The sequence below is a fragment of the Pantoea sp. B9002 genome, from assembly GCF_013385945.1.
Taxonomy (GTDB): Bacteria; Pseudomonadota; Gammaproteobacteria; order Enterobacterales; family Enterobacteriaceae; genus Pantoea.
The window spans coordinates 40,341-59,049 of sequence record NZ_JACAPA010000005.1; the positions used below are offsets into that span (position 1 = coordinate 40,341).

Annotated in this window: 17 protein-coding genes and 1 pseudogene; 7 read left to right on the top strand and 11 right to left on the bottom strand. The window is 52.1% G+C overall.

What is annotated here, in order from left to right:
- Positions 1-40 precede the first annotated feature (40 nt).
- The 3 genes from HX773_RS03390 to HX773_RS03400 all read right to left on the bottom strand — a co-directional run bounded on the left by HX773_RS03390 (position 41) and on the right by HX773_RS03400 (position 2,597).
- Positions 41-1,468, bottom strand: coding sequence for a cytosine permease (locus HX773_RS03390; RefSeq protein WP_176970428.1), 1,428 nt, complete (start codon positions 1,466-1,468; stop codon positions 41-43).
- A 217-nt stretch (positions 1,469-1,685) separates the two neighbouring features.
- The gene (locus tag HX773_RS03395; RefSeq protein WP_176970429.1) at positions 1,686-2,153 is read right to left on the bottom strand and encodes a DoxX family protein; all 468 of its coding nucleotides are present in this window, start codon (positions 2,151-2,153) and stop codon (positions 1,686-1,688) included.
- 162 nt (positions 2,154-2,315) lie between these two features.
- The gene (locus HX773_RS03400; RefSeq protein WP_176970430.1) at positions 2,316-2,597 is read right to left on the bottom strand and encodes a VF530 family DNA-binding protein; all 282 of its coding nucleotides are present in this window, start codon (positions 2,595-2,597) and stop codon (positions 2,316-2,318) included.
- A 125-nt stretch (positions 2,598-2,722) separates the two neighbouring features.
- On the opposite strand from HX773_RS03400, the gene HX773_RS03405 reads away from it, so the two are divergent.
- Complete coding sequence (locus HX773_RS03405) at positions 2,723-3,031, top strand: hypothetical protein (protein ID WP_110866151.1); 309 nt, start codon at positions 2,723-2,725, stop codon at positions 3,029-3,031.
- 250 nt (positions 3,032-3,281) lie between these two features.
- Here HX773_RS03405 and HX773_RS03410 read toward each other — a convergent pair whose 3' ends face one another.
- The 3 genes from HX773_RS03410 to HX773_RS03420 are packed head-to-tail and all read right to left on the bottom strand — an operon-like array spanning position 3,282 to position 7,882.
- A complete protein-coding gene (locus HX773_RS03410; protein ID WP_176970431.1) occupies positions 3,282-4,889 on the bottom strand; it encodes a carbohydrate porin in 1,608 nt (535 codons plus the stop codon).
- Positions 4,890-4,899: 10 nt separating this feature from the next.
- Positions 4,900-6,303, bottom strand: coding sequence for an MFS transporter (locus tag HX773_RS03415; RefSeq protein ID WP_176970432.1), 1,404 nt, complete (start codon positions 6,301-6,303; stop codon positions 4,900-4,902).
- A 13-nt stretch (positions 6,304-6,316) separates the two neighbouring features.
- Positions 6,317-7,882: a sugar hydrolase gene (locus tag HX773_RS03420; protein WP_176970433.1), complete on the bottom strand. Its 1,566-nt coding sequence runs from the start codon at positions 7,880-7,882 to the stop codon at positions 6,317-6,319.
- Between the two features lie 207 nt (positions 7,883-8,089).
- On the opposite strand from HX773_RS03420, the gene HX773_RS03425 reads away from it, so the two are divergent.
- Positions 8,090-8,923 carry a helix-turn-helix domain-containing protein gene (locus tag HX773_RS03425; RefSeq protein ID WP_176970434.1) on the top strand — a complete coding sequence of 278 codons (834 nt, stop codon included), beginning with the start codon at positions 8,090-8,092 and terminating at the stop codon, positions 8,921-8,923.
- Positions 8,924-8,969: 46 nt separating this feature from the next.
- Here the strand turns inward: HX773_RS03425 and HX773_RS03430 are convergent, their stop codons facing one another.
- On the bottom strand, positions 8,970-10,223 hold the full coding sequence (locus HX773_RS03430; protein ID WP_008104104.1) for an enolase C-terminal domain-like protein: 1,254 nt from the start codon (positions 10,221-10,223) through the stop codon (positions 8,970-8,972).
- Between the two features lie 88 nt (positions 10,224-10,311).
- Positions 10,312-11,013, bottom strand: coding sequence for a FadR/GntR family transcriptional regulator (locus tag HX773_RS03435; RefSeq protein WP_110866446.1), 702 nt, complete (start codon positions 11,011-11,013; stop codon positions 10,312-10,314).
- A gap of 285 nt (positions 11,014-11,298) precedes the next feature.
- Between HX773_RS03435 and HX773_RS03440 the strand changes: the two genes are divergently transcribed.
- The 4 genes from HX773_RS03440 to idnD all read left to right on the top strand — a co-directional run bounded on the left by HX773_RS03440 (position 11,299) and on the right by idnD (position 15,858).
- On the top strand, positions 11,299-12,066 hold the full coding sequence (locus HX773_RS03440) for an SDR family oxidoreductase (protein ID WP_176970435.1): 768 nt from the start codon (positions 11,299-11,301) through the stop codon (positions 12,064-12,066).
- A gap of 74 nt (positions 12,067-12,140) precedes the next feature.
- Complete coding sequence (locus HX773_RS03445) at positions 12,141-13,430, top strand: MFS transporter (RefSeq protein WP_176970436.1); 1,290 nt, start codon at positions 12,141-12,143, stop codon at positions 13,428-13,430.
- A gap of 20 nt (positions 13,431-13,450) precedes the next feature.
- On the top strand, positions 13,451-14,806 hold the full coding sequence (locus HX773_RS03450; protein WP_176970500.1) for an MFS transporter: 1,356 nt from the start codon (positions 13,451-13,453) through the stop codon (positions 14,804-14,806).
- Positions 14,807-14,817: 11 nt separating this feature from the next.
- Positions 14,818-15,858 carry an L-idonate 5-dehydrogenase gene (idnD, locus tag HX773_RS03455; protein ID WP_218168123.1) on the top strand — a complete coding sequence of 347 codons (1,041 nt, stop codon included), beginning with the start codon at positions 14,818-14,820 and terminating at the stop codon, positions 15,856-15,858.
- Positions 15,859-15,891: 33 nt separating this feature from the next.
- Here idnD and HX773_RS03460 read toward each other — a convergent pair whose 3' ends face one another.
- Entirely contained in the window at positions 15,892-16,791 is a 900-nt protein-coding gene (locus HX773_RS03460; protein WP_176970437.1) for a DMT family transporter, read from the bottom strand.
- A gap of 134 nt (positions 16,792-16,925) precedes the next feature.
- On the opposite strand from HX773_RS03460, the pseudogene HX773_RS03465 reads away from it, so the two are divergent.
- A pseudogene (locus HX773_RS03465) lies at positions 16,926-17,072 on the top strand (DUF1471 domain-containing protein); the annotation flags it as partial.
- 148 nt (positions 17,073-17,220) lie between these two features.
- Here the strand turns inward: HX773_RS03465 and HX773_RS03470 are convergent.
- Positions 17,221-17,430 carry a glycine zipper 2TM domain-containing protein gene (locus HX773_RS03470; protein WP_176970438.1) on the bottom strand — a complete coding sequence of 70 codons (210 nt, stop codon included), beginning with the start codon at positions 17,428-17,430 and terminating at the stop codon, positions 17,221-17,223.
- A gap of 215 nt (positions 17,431-17,645) precedes the next feature.
- On the bottom strand, positions 17,646-18,689 hold the full coding sequence (locus HX773_RS03475) for a 2,5-dihydroxypyridine 5,6-dioxygenase (RefSeq protein WP_176970439.1): 1,044 nt from the start codon (positions 18,687-18,689) through the stop codon (positions 17,646-17,648).
- Positions 18,690-18,709: the final 20 nt, after the last annotated feature.

Genomic DNA, 18,709 nt, shown 5'->3' on the forward strand with positions numbered 1-18,709 from the left:
GTGAGCGCAATTCATTAATACGGAGTGCGTGACAATGTCACTAATTGGGATAAATAGATTGCGCTAAAATCCCGCGACGATCAGACTTTCTTGCGGCTAACCACAATAGCGCAGTGACAAACCAGCCAATAATCCATGACACATCATTACCGGCAAAAATCCAGGTTAACGAACCGTGATGCAGTGGATTATCAATGAACGGCAACTGCACCAGCACGCCGCAGAAGTAGACAATAATGCCCGCCCAGTTCCAGCGACCGTAACGTCCGTTGGGCTGGGAGAGCGCCGGTACATCGACTTTACCTTTGGTGATCAGGTAGAAATCGGTCAGGCTGATTGCGCTCCACGGCACAAAAAAAGCCAGTAAAAACAGCAGGAAATGGGTGAAGGATTTAAGGAATGCGGGTTCGCTAATCAGCGCAATCACACAAGAAATCGTCACCATCAGAATCACAAACAGAATGCGGCCGCCACGACTTAATGCGGTTTTCTGACGGAAGCCAGAAACGATGGTGGTGAGCGACATAAAGCTGCCGTAAGCATTCAGCGTGGTGAAAGTGATTTTGCCGAAGCAGATCGCAAAATAGATCACCATCGCCATCGTGGCGCTGCTGCCTAAACTGACGATATAGCCAACCTCGTTGCCAGAAAAAGCCTTGCCGGCAATCGCCGCGACAATCACACCCAACGTCATTGAAGCCTGGGTTCCTAAAACCGTGCCGAAGAAAACGCAGCTAAAGAGCTTTTTTGCTGAGACGTTAGCCGGTAAATAGCGCGAATAGTCAGAGACATACGGACAAAATGCAATCTGCCAGGAAGACGACAACGAAACGGCAAGCAGGAAGTTAGCCACCGTGAAATGCTGGTTCTGCCACACCGCGGACAGATCATGGGTTGAGAGCAGCGTGACAAACAGGTAAACAAAGGCGAGCACGCCAATCACGCTGGCCACTTTACCGAGCTGGTGAATCACGCGATATCCCAGCACCGCGATGACGACGATAATCGCACTGAACAGGATCATGCCTGACGTATTGCTGGTATCGATCAGTTTGGCGAGCGCCTGTCCGGCCAACACCGTGCCGCTGGCAGAGAATCCGACATACATGATGCACACCAATACCAACGGAATCACCGCACCATAAACGCCAAACTGCATGCGGCTGGTGATCATTTGCGGCAATCCGAGGCGCGGTCCCTGAATCGCATGCAGTGACATGATCGCCGCGCCCACAACTTGCCCAACCAGCAAGCCGATGATCGACCACACCACATCACCGCCCAACACCACGGCCAGCGCGCCGGTTACGATGGCGGTGATCTGCAAATTGCCGCCAAACCACAAGGTGAACTGGCTGAAAGGATGACCGTGGCGTTCGCTCGGAGGAATGTAATCAATGGATCGCGTTTCTGACAGGCGCTGTTTCTCTGCGCCGGCGTAATCTGCTGCAGGTGATTCGGCTGACATAGTTTCCTCGCTGAAGCGTCTAAAAGTGGGGGATTATTGTTAGTATGATGTGGCTTCTCTTGGTGGTACATGTATATACATGTAGCGATATTGTCATGCAGAATGGAAACTTACAATATGATCGGTCATTGGAAAATGTGATGACGCGGGCAAGGTTGGCAGGAAGTAAAAATCTCAGGGAGAGCGCTGGCTTAGGAAAAGCCAGCGGACAAACAGGTTACTGGCGCGAACAACGTTGAGCAATCAGACGATCAATTCCCCACGGGCCACAGCCCTGAACAATCAGCATTACGCACATTAAAATGTAACTGGATTCAGGCAGATAGAGCAGCCAGCTATACCAGGTTAACAAGTTAAGATCGCTGGGAATGTGATACAGCCCAACGGTAAAAAGTGCCACAAGGCTGATCACCAGCAACACCAACGCGCCCAGACGCGTAAACAAACCGAACGCCAGAAGCAGTCCAAACACGGTTTCACAGCTGGCGACAAACACCGACATGAACGCTGGAAATGGAATGCCCGCTTCAGTAATGGTTTCCAGCATCAGCGCCTGATTAGCAGCAACAAACACTTTGTTAAAACCGGATGCGAAGAAAAATAAACCAAAAGCGACGCGCATTAACGTAAGCGGCAGAAAGGCAGCGCTTCCGGGGGATTTAAATAGAGTGAGGCATCGTGCCATCTGAATCTCCTTAATAGTTTAGGAGCGGTAGTATATCAGGATAGTCGGTTTCGATGCTGCAATGAGGCAAATTTCACTGGCGTCGCTACGTGAATTCTGTGAAAAGAGCAGGGTGTAAGTTAGCGAGAATTCACGTAGCGCTGCCGGTTTTATCGCCAGAAATTACTTATCTTTGCCCATCGTCCAAGGATTTGGCGCTGAATCATCCGGCGTATCTGCAGCAAAATCATCCAGTGAATCCAGATAAAGTGCTTCAACTTCAGCGCGTGCCCAAGGTGTGCGGCGCAAAAACTTGAGACTCGACTTGAGGCTCGGATCGCTTTTGAAGCAGTTGATATTGATGAGCTTACCCAGTTCGGCCCAGCCATAATGGGCGACCAGCGCATTAATTTGCATCTCAAGCGTGACGCCGTGCAAGGGATCTTTGGAGCGATGATCGTTCATAGCAAATCCTTAAAATGTTGACGGCAAAGGTTACAAGAAAGCCACGCAAGCGGCAATGGTGCGATCTTCATTGGCGGTAAATGCTGTACACTTGTTGCCAGAAAATCACTATTGGACGGTACGCTATGAACGACAAGAAAATGATTTCCATCGATCAATTCAATCTCAGTGAACGCGTTGCAGTAGAAGAAGCGTTTAAAGGATTGATGGAGAAGTATCGCCAGCGCACCGGCAAAGAGCCGGATGCAAAGAAAGAGAAAGAGTTCACGGCGGAAGCCCGGCAGCAGATCATGACAACGAAACTGGCCAAAGAGAAAGCGCTGGCTGAAAAGGCAAAGAAAACGCCAACGCGCAGGAAGAAACCGGAATCGTTGAAAGAGAGCGAAGTCAGCGATTTCAACTGGAAGGCGTCAGTGATTAAAGGGCGCAGATAACGGCAGCGTGAGTTCAACAGTCCGTCGCCAGGATTATTGCGGGTTACGGATTGTTGGTGACGGAGGTGAAAGAAGGCAGGTGATGAGCGGGTGACGGTTTGAGTGCGCAATGAGATATCGCATTTAACATAATATACATTATGCGCCCTTTGGTGTGTAGTGGCTAAATTCAGATGTCCGCCTTGGAATTGACGCCCTCGCATAAGCTTGGGCGTCGGTTTTAATCACAGCAAAATCAGCGCATCGACTATCAGAACCATATTTCCGCCTGCACGCCAAAATTCCAGTTCCCACCCGAAGTAAATCCGGCACTACCAAAATCATCGTTCATCGCATAGTTATCCAGTTCTTTTGACCAGTTCATATAGCTGGCAAAAAAGCGGATCTCCGGCCGTGCTTTGATATCAAATACATCGCCTACTTTGAACGTTGGCGCAAAGGTTAATTTATAGAAATCACCTTTAACCGCGCGATACGCCGCGACATCGCCGTCATTATTGTAGGTTCGTCCATTCGGATTCAGATTCATGTACTGCCACGATGCTTCATACAGTAACGCAAAATTTTCGGTGATCGCCTGCGAGGCTCGAAGGTTGAACGTTGCCCAGTCATAACGATCGCCCTGACGGTAGCGATCTTCACTGTGCTGAGCGATCACGGACGGCGCGAGATCCCAGGTTTCATTGATCGGCATGATGCCATACGAAGCAAAACGTAGCGTATTGGCATTCGCGGTTAAATCCCCGTCGCTGCCTGGTTGCCGGGCTTCAGCGCCCAGTCCTCGTCCAATCTGGATCGCCGTTTCAGAGCTCCCTTCGGTCAGACCATAAAATCGACTCTTATCATGGTATGCCAGCATGCTATAGATGCCCTGTTTCGCCGTGTTATCACTGCGGTAGGCATAGCTCCCGGTTGTGGACGTGTTATCTTTCAGGTCATCGTTACCCTGCGCACTCATGCCGGTAATCATCCATTGCCAACCATTCCAGAAAGTATTGGCCGTGAGCATGACATTCTGCACATCGTTATCGTTGTACCTGTCACTGCCTAAGTCACCGAAATTACGTGCATAGATGGAAAAATCACTGCTCAGGCCAGGCGTCCATTTGATGTCATTAATGCCGCCGCCGGTTCCTCCGAGGAAGACAATGTCGCTGTCTGTGAAATGAATATCAAAGTTGTCACGGTCGAAGCGTTTACCCGCCCACAACGTGGCGTCTTTCGCCACGCCACCAAAGCTCGGCAAATCGCCCATCTCGACGTAAGCCTGGCGAATATTCATGTGATGGCTATCGTTATCCTGCACCCAGGGATCGGGATTATTCGCGCCATCCGCCAGCATGGCTTTGAAGCGTGCATGTGACCCATCCTCAAACTGCAGTTTTTTGATAAAACTCAGCTCGACATAGTTATCCTTTTCGTTGCCGAGACGCCCAACGTGCGCATCGCCACCAATTGAGCTGGCGGGCGAAACGCCGGGACCGCCGCGCCCTCCTCGTCCTCTGCCGTTGACCAACATGCCTGAACGCGCATAGCCGGAAAATTCGAAATCTTCCGCTTTGCCTTTACCGGCGGTTGGCGTTGTCGCGCCCTGACTTTCCGCTGTCTGGGCCTGCTGCTGGGCCAGTTTTTGTTCGGCTTCCATGGCACGACGCTCAGCTAAACGCGTCTGTTGTTGCGCGGTTTCGGCGCTCGCCTGGGCATTTTTAACATCGGACTCAGCCTGGTTGAGACGTTGCTCCAGCAGTTCAAGTCGCTGTTCTACCGTCATTTTTACCGCAGCCATGCTATTCATAGGCACGAAAGCGCCCCCCGCTAGCGCACAGCAGAGCGCAGCGTGTAGAGAGATCTTGTTCATTTTTTTCTCGTTATTTTAGATTGGCGTTCACAGTGTTAAGGGCGTTGTCAGCAACGGCGGTCATCTCGGGCTGGGGCTCGATGTTATTACGTTGATCCAGCTCACGACGAATACGCTCATATTGGGCGTCCAGCTTGTAGAAGCGTCCCATCCACATCATTGACAGCAGAATGAGTCCGGCTGGGATATAGAGGTAGCAGGCTTTGATAGCCAGAAGTGCTTCAGGCGACTGGCTTTGATTCGCCATGTAGCCGCCCCAGGAAAGTAATCCACCTGAAATCGCGCCAGCGCTGGCCATCGCCACTTTTCCCAGGAAACCATTGACAGACTTCAGGATGCCAGCGGTATTGATGCCGGTTTTCCACTCGCCATAATCGACAGGATCGGCCTGCATAGAGAAGTAGATTGCCGTACGTTGACCCGCCCCAATCGACAGAATCACCGCACCGGTGAGCAGGCCCATAACGCTATCACTGGACAGGATCATCACCGCCATCCCCAGCAGATTCACCGCGCAGGAAACCTGGTAGACGTAGATCTTTTTCATGCGGGAGGCCAGCCACGGCACAGTAAGCGTACCCAGCAGCGGAACAAAAGTTGAAATCCCGGCGGCTAAGGCGGTCAGATCTGCACTGCGAACGTGATAGGTGAAGTAATACACCAGCGCCCCTGTCTGGAAGAAGAATGCGCCCCACATCAGGAAAATATTAACCGCAAAGATCTTCCAGGGTTGGTTGTTCTTCAGGCCGTACCACGCACGTGACAGTGTCATTTTTTCATTGACGACATTGATCCGCTCTTCCACATTGCGAAAACTCAGCAGCAGGAAGAAGCTGGCGATACAGCCAAAGATGACAGCGGTGTAGAGAAAACCCTGCTCCTGATTGCCGTTACCCAGCGTTTTAACCAGCGGCAACGTGGCGACGGCCACCAGCGTTGATCCCAGTGATCCCATGATGATGCGCACCGTTGATAACACCGTGCGCTCTTTAGCATCACTGGTAAGGAACGGCAGCATGGCGCTAAAAGGGATGTTCACCAGCGTATACAGAAACGAAAGGCACAGATAAGTAATAAAGGCGTAAATCAGCTTACCGATGGTCGAAAACTCGGGCACCCAGAAAACCATCACGCAGAGCAGCCCGAAAGGTATAGCGCCGATCAGCAGCCACGGACGGCAGCGCCCCCAGCGGGTTGAGGTGTTATCAATCACCAGCCCCATGAGTACGTCAGCCACACCATCAACTAAGCGCGTAACCAGAAACATCAGGCCGGCATAATAGGCCGGTAGCCCCATAATATCGGTATAAAAAAACATCAGGTATAGCGAGATAAGCTGCCAGACCAGGTTACAGGAGAGATCGGCAATTCCGTAACCCAGTCGTTGTTGCCATTGAGCGAAGGTAGAGGTCATATTGTTTCTCTTTTTATTTTTGACGTAATAACCATGCAGGCGTACAGCTCCATGCATGACAGTAGCTATTGATCAGGTGACTGCCGTATGGCGAGAGCGTGGGATCCTCGGCATTGAACACTTCCCAGAAGGTATCGGCACCGCGATTAACCATTTCTCCCCAATAAGCTTTAATCACCTGCTCTGCCCCAGCATGTTGCCTGCACCGTATAAGTGCCTCTACGTAGTGGTGCATCATATAGGGAGTCTGGAGAGCGATCGCGGGCGCATCGGACGATAATCTGTTGAGCAGTGCCAGCTGGAAGGATTCATCACCTACCCCGGCTAGAATCATCCATACCTGCGAGGCCCATGAAATCTGCTTATCCTTACCGCTGGCAAAGAAGCCCATTTCGGGTTGCCAGAGATGCTGCATACTGGCGTCTTTTAAGCGCCGCTGCAGTTGTGCAATTACCGCTACGGATGCCGGCGCAACGGCTTTGGCAAGGATCAGGGCTTTCTGCAGACAATAGATAAACACGCCCTGCGCCGGTGCCTGCTTATTGAGCTGTTCATGCCAGTCAATGAATGCCCACCACTGCTCGCTATCCTGCAGCAGGTCATCTGCATCCAGGCGCTCAAGCGCCAGTTCAATTTGTCGCCAGGCCGTTGGCCACAGATCCTCAACGGTTTCCCGGTCACCGGAATGAGCGAAGTAATCGGCTAAGGTCGCCACGAAGAACAACGAGTAATCCAGCAGGTAGGTATCATCCGCAATCACTTCTGGTTGCATAAACAGATTGGCTGCAACCATGCCATCCTCGCGGGTTACACCGGCAAAAAGATACAGACAGCGTCGCACCAGACTGTCTTGCTGGAAAGTCTGATAATTGACTAATGCCTGCAAACGTAAATCGCCCAGCCATAGTCGTCTGTCACGCTTTGGACCGTCCTCGAACACACTCTGCATGCAATTCTTCAGCGTCAGCACACTGATATCATCGATTTTCTGCAGCAGCGGATCGCTAAAACGCGTCAGCGCAGGCAACGTTTGCGCCGATGAAACACAGGTAAAGGCGATGTCGCTTAATCGAATGCCAAATTTTTGCGAAGTGGCAACGACGCGGATTTTGACATATCGGCAGCAATAACGGCGCGCAAGCTGAATGTTCTCCGGCAGCACATCGATATAGCGATGCTCCTGCTGCAACCAGCTACTGCTGAGCCAGCCAGAATAGTCTGCGAAATCCTCGGCAACTTCTGCGGTAATTTCGCCAAAGATAAACTGAAGATGCACTGGAGCATCCTGTGGGCTGCCCATCACCTCACAGCTGAGATGTAGGTAGCCGACGCAATGCGTCCCTAAATCGAGAATCACTTCATCGCCGGTATTGAGGCGCTGTGTATCCAGTGAATCTGGGGTGGCAATATCTTCTGCAAACCAGCCATGGGGATGCCGATCATCCTTATGCAGACGAACGATGGTGCGCGGGCGAATCGTTGTTTGCTGTAATTCTGGGGTCAGAGATTCAGCCAGTTGCAGAAAGCGGCTATTTCTCTTCAGGCGGTGATCCTTCAGTTGCTGAAATCCTTGTGCCATCGTTATCTCCTCATGTAGTGATGCCGAGAAGATTACGGGCGACCTCTATCCACCAGCTATTATGAAATTGCCATTTCGAGGTTATTGATGTCACTGGCAGAGTGGTGTGAAAGGATGCGATCACAATTTCTGCACTTAAGTTGGAAAGCGTAAAAACCTTGCCTTAAGGTAAGCGCCTTACCTCTCGTTTCCAGGAACGCCCGCACCATGCACAAGCTTCACATTGATGATTATTTCATTCACAGCAGCGATCAATTTTCCGTCTATTCCAGTGATCCTGAAGATAATAATCACGAACATTGCCATGAGTTCGCGGAACTGGTGTTGGTGGAGAGTGGACATGGTTTGCATGTGATTAACGGTAAACCGAGTTATATCCAGGAAGGTGATGTCTTTTTCGTTAACGAAGGCGATCATCACTTCTATGATGAACTCGGCACGTTAAAACTCACCAATGTGCTGATTAATCGCCAGCAGGATTTCCACTTCCTGAGTAATACCGACACCTTAATTAATCGTATTAATGAAGCCTCAAAGTTACAGCAAGGATGGTTATTACCTGAGCAACGCAGTACCTGTCAGTCGTTAATTGCGCAACTTATCCAGTCCCAACAGCCCAATTCAAATGAAATGGCGCACGCTTTTAAAGAAGTAGCCTTTTTTCAGTTATTGATGGCAATTAATCAGGCAATCAGCAACATCAGCCGCGGTCACACCAAATATAAACTGCATCAGTTAATTGGCTGGCTTCAGGATAACTGTTTCGAAGAGATTAATTGGGACGCGTTAAGCGATCAGTTTCTACTGACGAAAAGAACGCTCTATCGTCAGATTAAAGACACCACCGGCATGACGCCTGAGCATTTCATTAAGCGCCTGCGTTTAGTGTCTGCGCGGGCGAAAATACGCGAAAGTGAAGAGAGCATTACTGACATCGCTTATATGTGCGGATTTTCCAACAGCAACCATTTCACGGTCTGCTACAAACACGTGTTCGGTCATACACCTTCCAGCGAACGCTCACGCGCCCGGCTGTTATAAATAAAAATCCGGGGTTAATACCCCGGAATTAACACACTCAAATCGTTTACGGACGTGCCGCCGTGCCATCTGGCAGACGCGCGTTAGTCCAGTCCGGAATACCGCCTGAAACCGGATATTTCGCCGCCTCTTTCAAATCGATATCCACGCCCAACCCCGGACGATCGCTGAGGTAGGCATAACCGCGATCAATCTCCGGACAGCCTGGGAACACTTCCTGCAATGCTTCATTCACCGGCGTGTACTCCTGAATGCCAAGATTGGTGATGCTCAGATCAATATGCAGGTTTGCTGCCACGCCAATCGGTGAGATATCGCCCGGACCGTGCCACGCAGTGCGCACGCCAAACAGTTCCGCAAAGGTCGCCAGTTTCTTCGCCGGCGTGATGCCGCCAATGGTGCTGACGTGACAGCGAATATAATCGATCAGCTGGTTTTGAATTAATGGCTTCCACTCGTTGATTTGTGTAAACAGCTCGCCCATGGCAATTGGTGTGCTGCTTTGGCTGCGTAACTTACTCAGCCAGTCGATATTTTCTGGCGCAACCGGATCCTCGAGGAAAAATAGCTGATACGGTTCGAGTGATTTTGCCAGCTGAATCGAAGCGATTGGCGTGATGCGTTCATGCACATCATGAATAAATTCGACGCCAAAGCCGAGTTTATTGCGCAGATGATCAAACAGGCGCGGTACTGCGCGCGCATAAGCATCCGGATCGAAATAGATGCCGTGAGTAGGATTACGCGGTGACACTTTCGGCTGGATATTGCGCGCTTTGGCCAGCTTGCCGGCAATCAAACGCAAATCATCGGTACCCGCGCCGCCATACATGCCCATCTGACAGCGCACATATTGATAGCCCTCCTCCATGCGCGCGCGAATGTTATCTTCAACTTCGATCTCATCAGCGCCATCGCAGTGGCGATAAAGCGGCACGCCATCGCGACATTTGCCGCCAAGCAGTTCATACACCGGCAAGTCGGCAACTTTACCCTTCAGATCCCACAGCGCCATATCCACACCGGAGAGCGCATTATTCATCACCGGACCGTTACGCCAGTAACCGCTGACCGCCGCCGATTGCCAGATATCTTCGATACGCGCCGGGTCTTTGCCGATCAAAAACGGCTTCATGTAGTTTTCAATCGCGGCGGCGACCGCGTAGATACGCTGAGTAAAGGTGGCGCAGCCCAAGCCGTATAAACCGGGTTCGCTGGTTTCGATTTTTACCACCACCAAATCGATGCCGCCTGGCGCGGTAAGGATGGTTTTTACATCGGTAATTTTCAGGTTACTCATCATGATCCTCACGGTATCTGGATAACATGCTGTATGATGTCCTACATGTTATGTGTATTAAAAAGCCCCTTGCAGGGCTTTTGGTTATTCAGTTATGGCGTACATCTTCAATGGCGTGCACGTTATGTGTCATCGCGCTATTAAGCGTCTCGGCCGCCAGCGATGCATCGCGGTTTTTCAACGCCATAAAGACTTTGATATGGGCTTCAACGCTTTCCAGCGTGATGCCTAATACGCGGTTCAACTCTTCGAGGTAATGCACATAAATCCCCTTCAGGGATTCCATTACGTGGATGAACACCTTGTTGTGCGAGGCTTTCACAATCGCCAGATGGAAATCGTAGTCCGCCAGCGAGTACTTCTTGTAGTCATCTTTACTCACCAGCATGCGATTCAAGGCGCTTTCCAGCACTTTGACATCCTCATCGGTGGCGTTCTGCACTGCCAGCTCCATGCATTTGAACTCGACGGTCTGACGGAAAACCCGCATATCATCAAACTCTTCCTGCGAAAGATGCAGAATGGGCTGGTTATCACTGAACGATCCGTAGCGCGCCACTTCGCGGGTAACATACGTGCCCTTTCCCTGATGCGTCACCACCACGCCAAGGTCACGCAGCTTCTGCACGGCACTGCGCACGCTGACGCGGCTTACCTGAAAGGTTGCGGTTAGTTCCGCTTCAGACGGCAACTTACAGCCCGGCTCCCACAGACCATCCTGAATGTTCTGCTTCATCTGCTCGTAGATGACATCAACCACATTATGTTTTTGGATACTTTCCAGCGCCACGGCGTCACTCACTTGTCCTACATGTCTACCGCTTTTTAACGCGTCACTGCTTGCAACACAAGCATGAATTTTGGTGACATCAAGAGCATTAGTGCAAAATAGCGAAATTTAGTGATTACTTTCAGTGATTTAATTTAGAGACTGGATAATTCCCTGCTGGCGATGGCATTAAAAATTTGTGAGATATCTTACAAATCTCTCGCCTGCCAATTGCTGCCATTCTGCGCATAACGTAAAAGTAACCCATCCAACTTGTTAGTCATGTTACATGAAGGACGTTTTGTTATGCAGACCTTATTCAACCTCTCCGGAAAAACTGCCCTGATCACCGGCTCAACGCGCGGTTTGGGCTTTGCTTATGCACAAGGCCTGGCGCAGGCCGGCGCAAAGGTGCTGCTGAATGGCACGCGTCAGGAGCACATGGATACGGCGCTGGAGCAATTACAGCAACGGGGATTTGATGCCCGAGGCTTTCTGTTCAATGTGGCAGATGAAGCCGCGATTGAAGCGGTATTTCAGCAGCTTGATGAAGAGAACATTCACGTCGACATTGTGATCAACAACGCAGGCATTCAGTTCCGCAAACCGATGCTGGAACTGGCATTGAGCGACTGGCAGCGCGTGCTGGATGTCAATCTCACCAGCGCGTTCCTCGTCTCGCGTGCCGCAGCCAAACGCATGGTGGAACGCCAGCGCGGTGGGAAAATTATCAATATCGGATCGCTGACCAGCGAAGCCGCGCGCCCTACCGTCGCGCCTTACACTGCGGCGAAAGGCGGCATCAAGCTGCTAACCAAATCGATGGCGGCTGAATGGGCACCGTTCAACATCCAGACCAACGGCATCGGGCCGGGCTACATCCTCACGGATATGAACGAAGCGCTGGTCAAAAACGAAGAGTTCAATAAATGGGTCTGCAGCAGTAATCCTTCTGGTCGCTGGGGAAAACCCGACGAGCTGGTTGGTACCGCCATCTATCTGGCGTCCTCTGCTTCCGATTACGTCAATGGCCAGATGATTTACGTGGATGGCGGCTGGCTCGCCACCTTGTAAAGGGCCGATTTAAACGACCTAAGCTGGGCATCAAGACTCAGCTGTATCCTACTCAAGCGACCTGAGGTCATACCATGAACCAGAATATTGCAGGGATTTTACCGGCCAGTCGGTGGGGAAAACTCATCCCGATTGCCTTTATTACCTATAGCCTCGCCTACCTCGATCGTGCCAACTACGGTTTTGGTGCCGCCGCAGGTCTGGCTGAAGATCTCAATATCACGCCCGCCATTTCGGCGTTACTTGGCGCACTGTTTTTCCTCGGTTACTTCTGTTTCCAGGTGCCGGGCGGCATTTATGCCGAAAAGCACTCGGCGAAGAAGCTGATTTTTTGGAGCCTGATCCTGTGGGGCGCATTGGCCACCGCCACCGGCATGGTGCACAGCGTGGCGCTGCTGGCTGTGATCCGCTTCCTGCTCGGCGTAGCAGAAAGTGTGGTGATGCCGGCGATGCTGATCTTCCTCAGCCACTGGTTCACGCGCGCGGAGCGTTCCAAAGCCAACACCTTTCTGTTCCTCGGCAATCCGATCACCGTGTTGTGGATGTCGATTCTCTCCGGCTATCTGGTGAACGCCTTTGGCTGGCGCGGCATGTTCATTATTGAAGGCGTGCCTGCCATCTTATGGGCGTTTATCTGGTGGAAAATTTATGCCGACCGACCGCGTGATGCCAAATGGCTGAGCGAGGCCGAAAAGCGTGCGGTGGAAAACGCGCTGGCGGCAGAGCAGCAGTCGATCAAACCGGTTAAGAATTACCGTGAAGCCTTCCGCTCGCCTAAAGTGCTGGCGCTGGCGTTTATCCACTTCTTCTGGAATATCGGCATGTACGGTTTCATCATGTGGCTGCCTTCCATGCTGAAGAGCGCGTCCGGCATGGGCATCGTCGCGACCGGCTGGCTCTCAGCCGCGCCCTATCTGCTCGCCGTGCCGCTGATGCTGACCGCATCCTGGTTCTCCGATAAATATCAACAGCGTAAAAACATCGTGCTGCTTTTCCTTGGGCTGGGCGCGGTGTGCTTCATTGCTTCCTTTACGCTCGGTGCGACGCACTTCTGGCTCTCATGGGCACTGTTGGTGATCGCGGGCGGTGCGATGTACACGCCGTACGGACCCTTCTTCGCTGCGATCCCTGAGATGCTGCCACGCAACGTTGTGGCGGGCGCGATGTCCTTCGTGGTCTGCTTCGGTGCGCTGGGATCTTTCGTCGGCGCGTGGATTGTGGGCTATCTCAATGGCCTGACCGGCAGCCCGGCGGCATCTTACGTATTTATGGGCGGATCGCTGGTCGTGGCGGTATTACTCACCGCGCTGACCACCTTTAGCAGCCTAAGCACGCCAACGGCACAAACCCGCTCTGCATACTAATAGAGAATGAAGTCATGACCATGAAACCCACGCGCACGCGTTTAAGCGTTTTATTCATGCTGTTTATTGTCACCGCTATCAATTACATGGATCGCGCTAACCTGGCGGTGGCCGGTTCCCATATTCAGGGCGAGTTTTTCTTATCCGCCACGCAGTTGGGTTTACTGTTTTCGATGTTTACCTGGTTTTATGCCCTGAGCCAGATTCCGGTCGGCTATCTGCTCGACCGGATTGGTTCGCGCTGGCTGTACGGCAGCGCGATTGTGCTGTGGAGCCTGTTTACCCTGCTGATGGGATTGGCGTCGCATCACTTTTTCACCACCGCCACCGCGTCATTTATGATGCTGCTGGTGTGCCGCGCGCTGATTGGCGTGGCGGAAGCGCCCTCTTTTCCCTCCAACACCAAAATCATCGCCACCTGGTTTCCCGACCATGAACGTGCGCGTGCAACGGCAACCTATTCCAGCGCGCAATATATTGGTCTGGCGCTGCTGACGCCGGTGCTGTCGTTAATCGTTTCTCAATGGGGTTGGGAGATGTCATTTTATCTCTCTGGCCTGGTTGGCATTGTGTTCGGCATTTACTGGCTGATTGTCTATCGCGATCCGCAGCACAGCAGCAAAGTGAATGATGCGGAACTCGATATTATCCGCAAAGGCGGAGGCCACGGTTCAGTGAATCAGCAAACCGGAAACGGCAAGGTTAACTGGCAGTCGGTAAAATACATCCTGCGTCAGCGCACCACATGGGGTTTGTTTATCGCGCAGTTCGCGGCCTCGTCGACGCTCTACTTTTTCCTGACCTGGTTTATTGTCTATCTGGAAAAAGGGTTGCATCTGTCGATCGATAAAGCGGGGATTGGCGCGATGTTCCCTTATCTGATGGCGATGGCTGGCGTGCTGTGCGGCGGAACGCTGAGTGATTTCCTGCTGAAGCGTGGACGCAGCCGCACCTTTGCCCGCAAGCTGCCGGTAATGCTGGGCATGTTGCTCACCTGTTCGATTGCGCTGGTGAATTTCTTCCAGGACAGCCCGGTGATTGCCATCGCTATTCTCTCTATCGCCTTCTTCGCCAACGCCTTCTCTAATTTGGGCTGGGTGGTGTGCAGCGATGTGATTCCGCGTCACTTAATCGGCACCATCGGCGGCTTTCTGAATATTTTTGGCAATCTCTCCGGCATTGTCAGCCCGATCATCATTGGCGTTATTTTGCAGCGCACCCACAACTTCCAGTACGCCATGTGGTACATCGCCGCCGTCGCGCTGATGGGCTTTTTGGCCTACCTGCTGCTGGTTGGCAAAATTGAAGTGATGACGCCGCCCGGCGAACAGCAAGCTGAAAATAAGAAGAAATTCGAAACCCCTTCAAACGCATAGAGAGAAGCATAATGCAGCAGAAAACAGTGAACGCGGTGATCGTCAATGCCGCACATGATGTGCGCTGTGAGTCGCGGGAAATTGAGTGGAGCGCGCAGCAAGTGTTAGTCAAAGTTGAGCGTGGCGGGATTTGTGGCTCGGATATTCACTATTTCCAGCATGGCCGCGCGGGCATGTCGGTACTGAAAGCGCCGATGATTTTAGGCCATGAATTTGTTGGCATCATCGAGCAAGTGCCAGAAAACAGCGACCTGAAGGTTGGCCAGCGCGTGGCGATCAACCCTTCCCAACCGTGCCAGCTGTGCGCGCTGTGTCAGGAAGGAAAACAGAACCTGTGCCACTCAATGCGCTTTATGGGCAGCGCGCAGTTTTTCCCACATGTTAACGGCGGATTTGCCCAATATGTGGCGGTTAATCCCGTGCAGTGCGTGCCGTACAGCGAAGGCGCAGATGCCAAAGTGATGGCCTTCGCCGAACCGCTGGCGGTGTGCATTCATGCGGTACGTCAGGCTGGCGATCTGACCGGCAAGCGCGTACTGGTCACCGGCGCCGGACCGATCGGTTGTCTGGTCATCGCGGCGGCGCTGGCTTCGGGTGCCACCGAAGTAGTAGCAACCGACATCAGTGAGCGTTGCCGTCAGCTGGCGAACGAGATGGGCGCCAGCGCGGCGCTCGATCCGCGTGAGGAGCAGCAAACTGCACTCTGGGCAGAGAATGGCGGCAGTTTTGATGTCTGCTTTGAAGCATCAGGCGCAGGCGCGGCGGTGGCTTCGCTGGTTGCCTTTACGCGTCCGGGTGGCATTATCGTGCAGCTCGGCATGGGCGCGGCAGAAGTGAACTATCCCATCGGACCGCTGCTGGTCAAAGAGATACAGCTGCGTGGATCCTTCCGTTTCACCAGCGAGTTCACCACCGCGGTACGCTGGCTTGAGCTAGGCAAAATCAATCCCCTACCGCTGCTTTCAGCCGAAATGCCGATGCAGGATGCGGCATTCGCACTGGAACTGGCGGCGGATAAAGAGCGCGCGGCGAAGGTGCAGCTGGTTTTTTGATGAAAGACACATTCCCGGCTACCGCCGGGAATTTTATGGATGAAGCGTCGCTGCTTTCCGCTGGCGCTGCTCGCCAATGATGGAAAACAGTCCACCCGCCATAACCAGCGCCGCACCCGCAAAGGTATTAATCCCAGGTAATGCTCCGAGGAACATAAAGCCAATTAATACTGACCAGATCAGCGTGGTGTAATCAAATGGGGCCAGTAATGAGGCATCAGCATATCGCAGACTGAGCGTCAGAAGGATTTGTGTAATTCCGCCAAACAGGCCGCAACCGACTAATAACAGCAGTTCACGACTATCAGGCATCTTCCAACCGGCAACGACCGTAAGCAGTGATGTCGAGGCGGTCATGACCGCAAACCAGAAAGCAATGGCGCCGGGTTTTTCTGTTTTATTAAGCAAGCGGATTTGTATCGATGCGCCCGCCGTACATAAGGCAGCGGCGATTGCCAGCATCACGCCCGCCGACGAAGCAAAACTGATTGATGAACCAGAGAAAGCGATCAGGCCTGAAAGCATCACCAGAATGCCCGCGAACCCGGTTAATACCGCGATCCAGCGATAAAACTTCACCCTTTCACGCAGAATAATGGCCGCAAGAACGACGGTAAAAAGCGGTGCTGCGTAGTTAAGCACCGTGGCATCGGCCAGGGAAATATAGAGCAGCGAGAGATAACTTAAATACATGCCGCCCGTTCCTGCTAGCCCACGCAAGAAATGCCCTTTAACATCTGACGTCGTGATCCCCTCTTTCACATTTCCCTGCAGGCGAAGCCAAACCAGCAAAGGAAGCATGGCGAGAAACGAACGGAAAAAAATCACTTCACCAACCGGCACAGTTCCGCCGAGGCCTTTAACGCAGGCAAGCATCAGCGTAGAACTGAGCGCCGCCAAAACTTTCATGGAGATGCCGGTTGAAACACTCATTACTGACAGTGGCCTGGAAAATTGACGAGGAAGGTTGCGTTAAGATACGTCAACACGCGCGAAATTCGTCTCTTAATCATCGACCTGGCACAGCATTAAATTTTTTTTGCCTGGGAATTACTCATACCCAATGCGCGCAAAGCGTTTCCGTCACCTCTTCTACTCTGGATGGTGCCGAAGCAAAAATCGCTGCGCAGGCTAAGGAGCAAGGTGCTCAGTATAAAATTACCGCTGCAAATACCAATAAGCGCGTGCACATGACCGCAGAATTATACAAATAGGGAATGGTCGCACAAGGAAGTGCCGGAAAAGGTCGCCCATTGGGCGGCCTTTTTTGCATTTGAAGTACAGCGGAATAATTTAAGCAGGCAATAAAACAGGTTAATTAATATATTGGCTGCCAACGTTAATAACGCGGCAGCAATTAAATTAACGGCTCACTTCATGTCCAATCAAACCACCGATCGCCGCGCCGCCCAGTGTTCCGAAGGTGCTGCCACCGGTAAGCACCGCACCGCCTACCGCACCGACACCGGCACCAATGGCGGTATTTCTGCCACGATGCGACATGCTGCAAGCGGTAACGGAAAGCATAACCAGCACGACAATAGCAATATTACAGCTGCGTTTTAAAAGCATACAAAGCCTCACTGCCATTAATTTATGGCAAGAATAATGTTTATTTGATTGTTGTTAAAATACCCAATCTGTTTTGACTGGCACTGCTCGTCGGCGTGAATTTAAGGTGTTTTTAGATAAGGCGGAAGGTAAAAATTCCTATTTGATGCTGGCACTATCGAACGGAAGACAAAGAGGAATGAAAGGTGCGCAATACAGCGCACCATTTAATTGGCTTAACGCTGATCTTCGGCGATCACTTTACCGTTGATGGTCATCGGTTCGCCATCCAGCGAAAGCGAACAATTTCTCAGTGGAATATCGAGATGGCATGGCGTATCGCGCGTGCCGCCCGCTTCGGTATTCGGTCCGCTGGAGAACAGGAAATTTCCGGCAAAGGCTCGCGCATCCATGCCAATGGTTGACTGGCGATCGTACAGCCCCAATGTGCTCCAATGGGCGCGTGTCATTAATCCCCAACCCACATGCGCCATGGCGTAGGCTTCGGGATCGTTAAACGACTGCATAAAATCACGCATAAACTCAGCATCAAACCCGCCTTCGATGCGGCGAATGTAGCCTTCTTCAATAATTAAGGTGACAGGGTCACGCGCGTAACGTTTGAACGGCAGCAAAATGTCGCCGCTATCAATCACAATCTTGCCGTTGCAACTGCCCTCATTGGGCCAACTGGCGATAAAACAGCTTGGCCAATGATCCCACTTGCCCGGCACATCGGAAAAACCATGTTGGGTGAGCACCGGATAATCACCCAACTTACAGCTGAAATCGGTGCCGGCGGCGGAGGTCACCGTCATGGATTTCGCCTGCTGCAACCGTTTGGTGGCAGCCAGCGCACGCTGCTTGTCGGCCATAGTGGGCAGTAAACGCAGCAGAATTTCCGGCGGTTCTACCGCCAGCAACATGCGTGTATTGGCTTTGAGGATCTCCTCCTGCTCCGGCGAAAACAACAGCAGCATGGTATCGATGATCAGATCGCTGCTTTTCAGCGCATTCAACGCCACGATATTGGTATCCAGCGCGGTTTTTCCTACATATCCCGATTTATCCGGACTCAACGCTTTCTCACCGTTCATCGGTGGCAGCACCAAACGCGTGACGATACCGCCCAGCAAACCGCAGGCAATCTCACAGGTATTGACCACCTGCGGATGGGAATCGGTGCTGGTGAGGATCGTAACCTGCTCGCCCGCCTTTAATTGACACAAGCTCAACACCTGCTGCCAACCTTTTACTAAATCGCTATCACTTACAGCCATCTTAAGTTCCTCGTGCAGAT

Bases quoted from the DNA above. Each gene is read 5' to 3' on its own strand.
- HX773_RS03390 (WP_176970428.1), bottom strand. From the start codon at position 1,468: ATGTCAGCCGAATCACCTGCAGCAGATTACGCCGGCGCAGAGAAACAG.
- HX773_RS03395 (WP_176970429.1), bottom strand. From the start codon at position 2,153: ATGGCACGATGCCTCACTCTATTTAAATCCCCCGGAAGCGCTGCCTTT.
- HX773_RS03400 (WP_176970430.1), bottom strand. From the start codon at position 2,597: ATGAACGATCATCGCTCCAAAGATCCCTTGCACGGCGTCACGCTTGAG.
- HX773_RS03405 (WP_110866151.1), top strand. From the start codon at position 2,723: ATGAACGACAAGAAAATGATTTCCATCGATCAATTCAATCTCAGTGAA.
- HX773_RS03410 (WP_176970431.1), bottom strand. From the start codon at position 4,889: ATGAACAAGATCTCTCTACACGCTGCGCTCTGCTGTGCGCTAGCGGGG.
- HX773_RS03415 (WP_176970432.1), bottom strand. From the start codon at position 6,303: ATGACCTCTACCTTCGCTCAATGGCAACAACGACTGGGTTACGGAATT.
- HX773_RS03420 (WP_176970433.1), bottom strand. From the start codon at position 7,882: ATGGCACAAGGATTTCAGCAACTGAAGGATCACCGCCTGAAGAGAAAT.
- HX773_RS03425 (WP_176970434.1), top strand. From the start codon at position 8,090: ATGCACAAGCTTCACATTGATGATTATTTCATTCACAGCAGCGATCAA.
- HX773_RS03430 (WP_008104104.1), bottom strand. From the start codon at position 10,223: ATGAGTAACCTGAAAATTACCGATGTAAAAACCATCCTTACCGCGCCA.
- HX773_RS03440 (WP_176970435.1), top strand. From the start codon at position 11,299: ATGCAGACCTTATTCAACCTCTCCGGAAAAACTGCCCTGATCACCGGC.
- HX773_RS03445 (WP_176970436.1), top strand. From the start codon at position 12,141: ATGAACCAGAATATTGCAGGGATTTTACCGGCCAGTCGGTGGGGAAAA.
- HX773_RS03450 (WP_176970500.1), top strand. From the start codon at position 13,451: ATGAAACCCACGCGCACGCGTTTAAGCGTTTTATTCATGCTGTTTATT.
- idnD (WP_218168123.1), top strand. From the start codon at position 14,818: ATGCAGCAGAAAACAGTGAACGCGGTGATCGTCAATGCCGCACATGAT.
- HX773_RS03460 (WP_176970437.1), bottom strand. From the start codon at position 16,791: ATGAGTGTTTCAACCGGCATCTCCATGAAAGTTTTGGCGGCGCTCAGT.
- HX773_RS03470 (WP_176970438.1), bottom strand. From the start codon at position 17,430: ATGCTTTTAAAACGCAGCTGTAATATTGCTATTGTCGTGCTGGTTATG.
- HX773_RS03475 (WP_176970439.1), bottom strand. From the start codon at position 18,689: ATGGCTGTAAGTGATAGCGATTTAGTAAAAGGTTGGCAGCAGGTGTTG.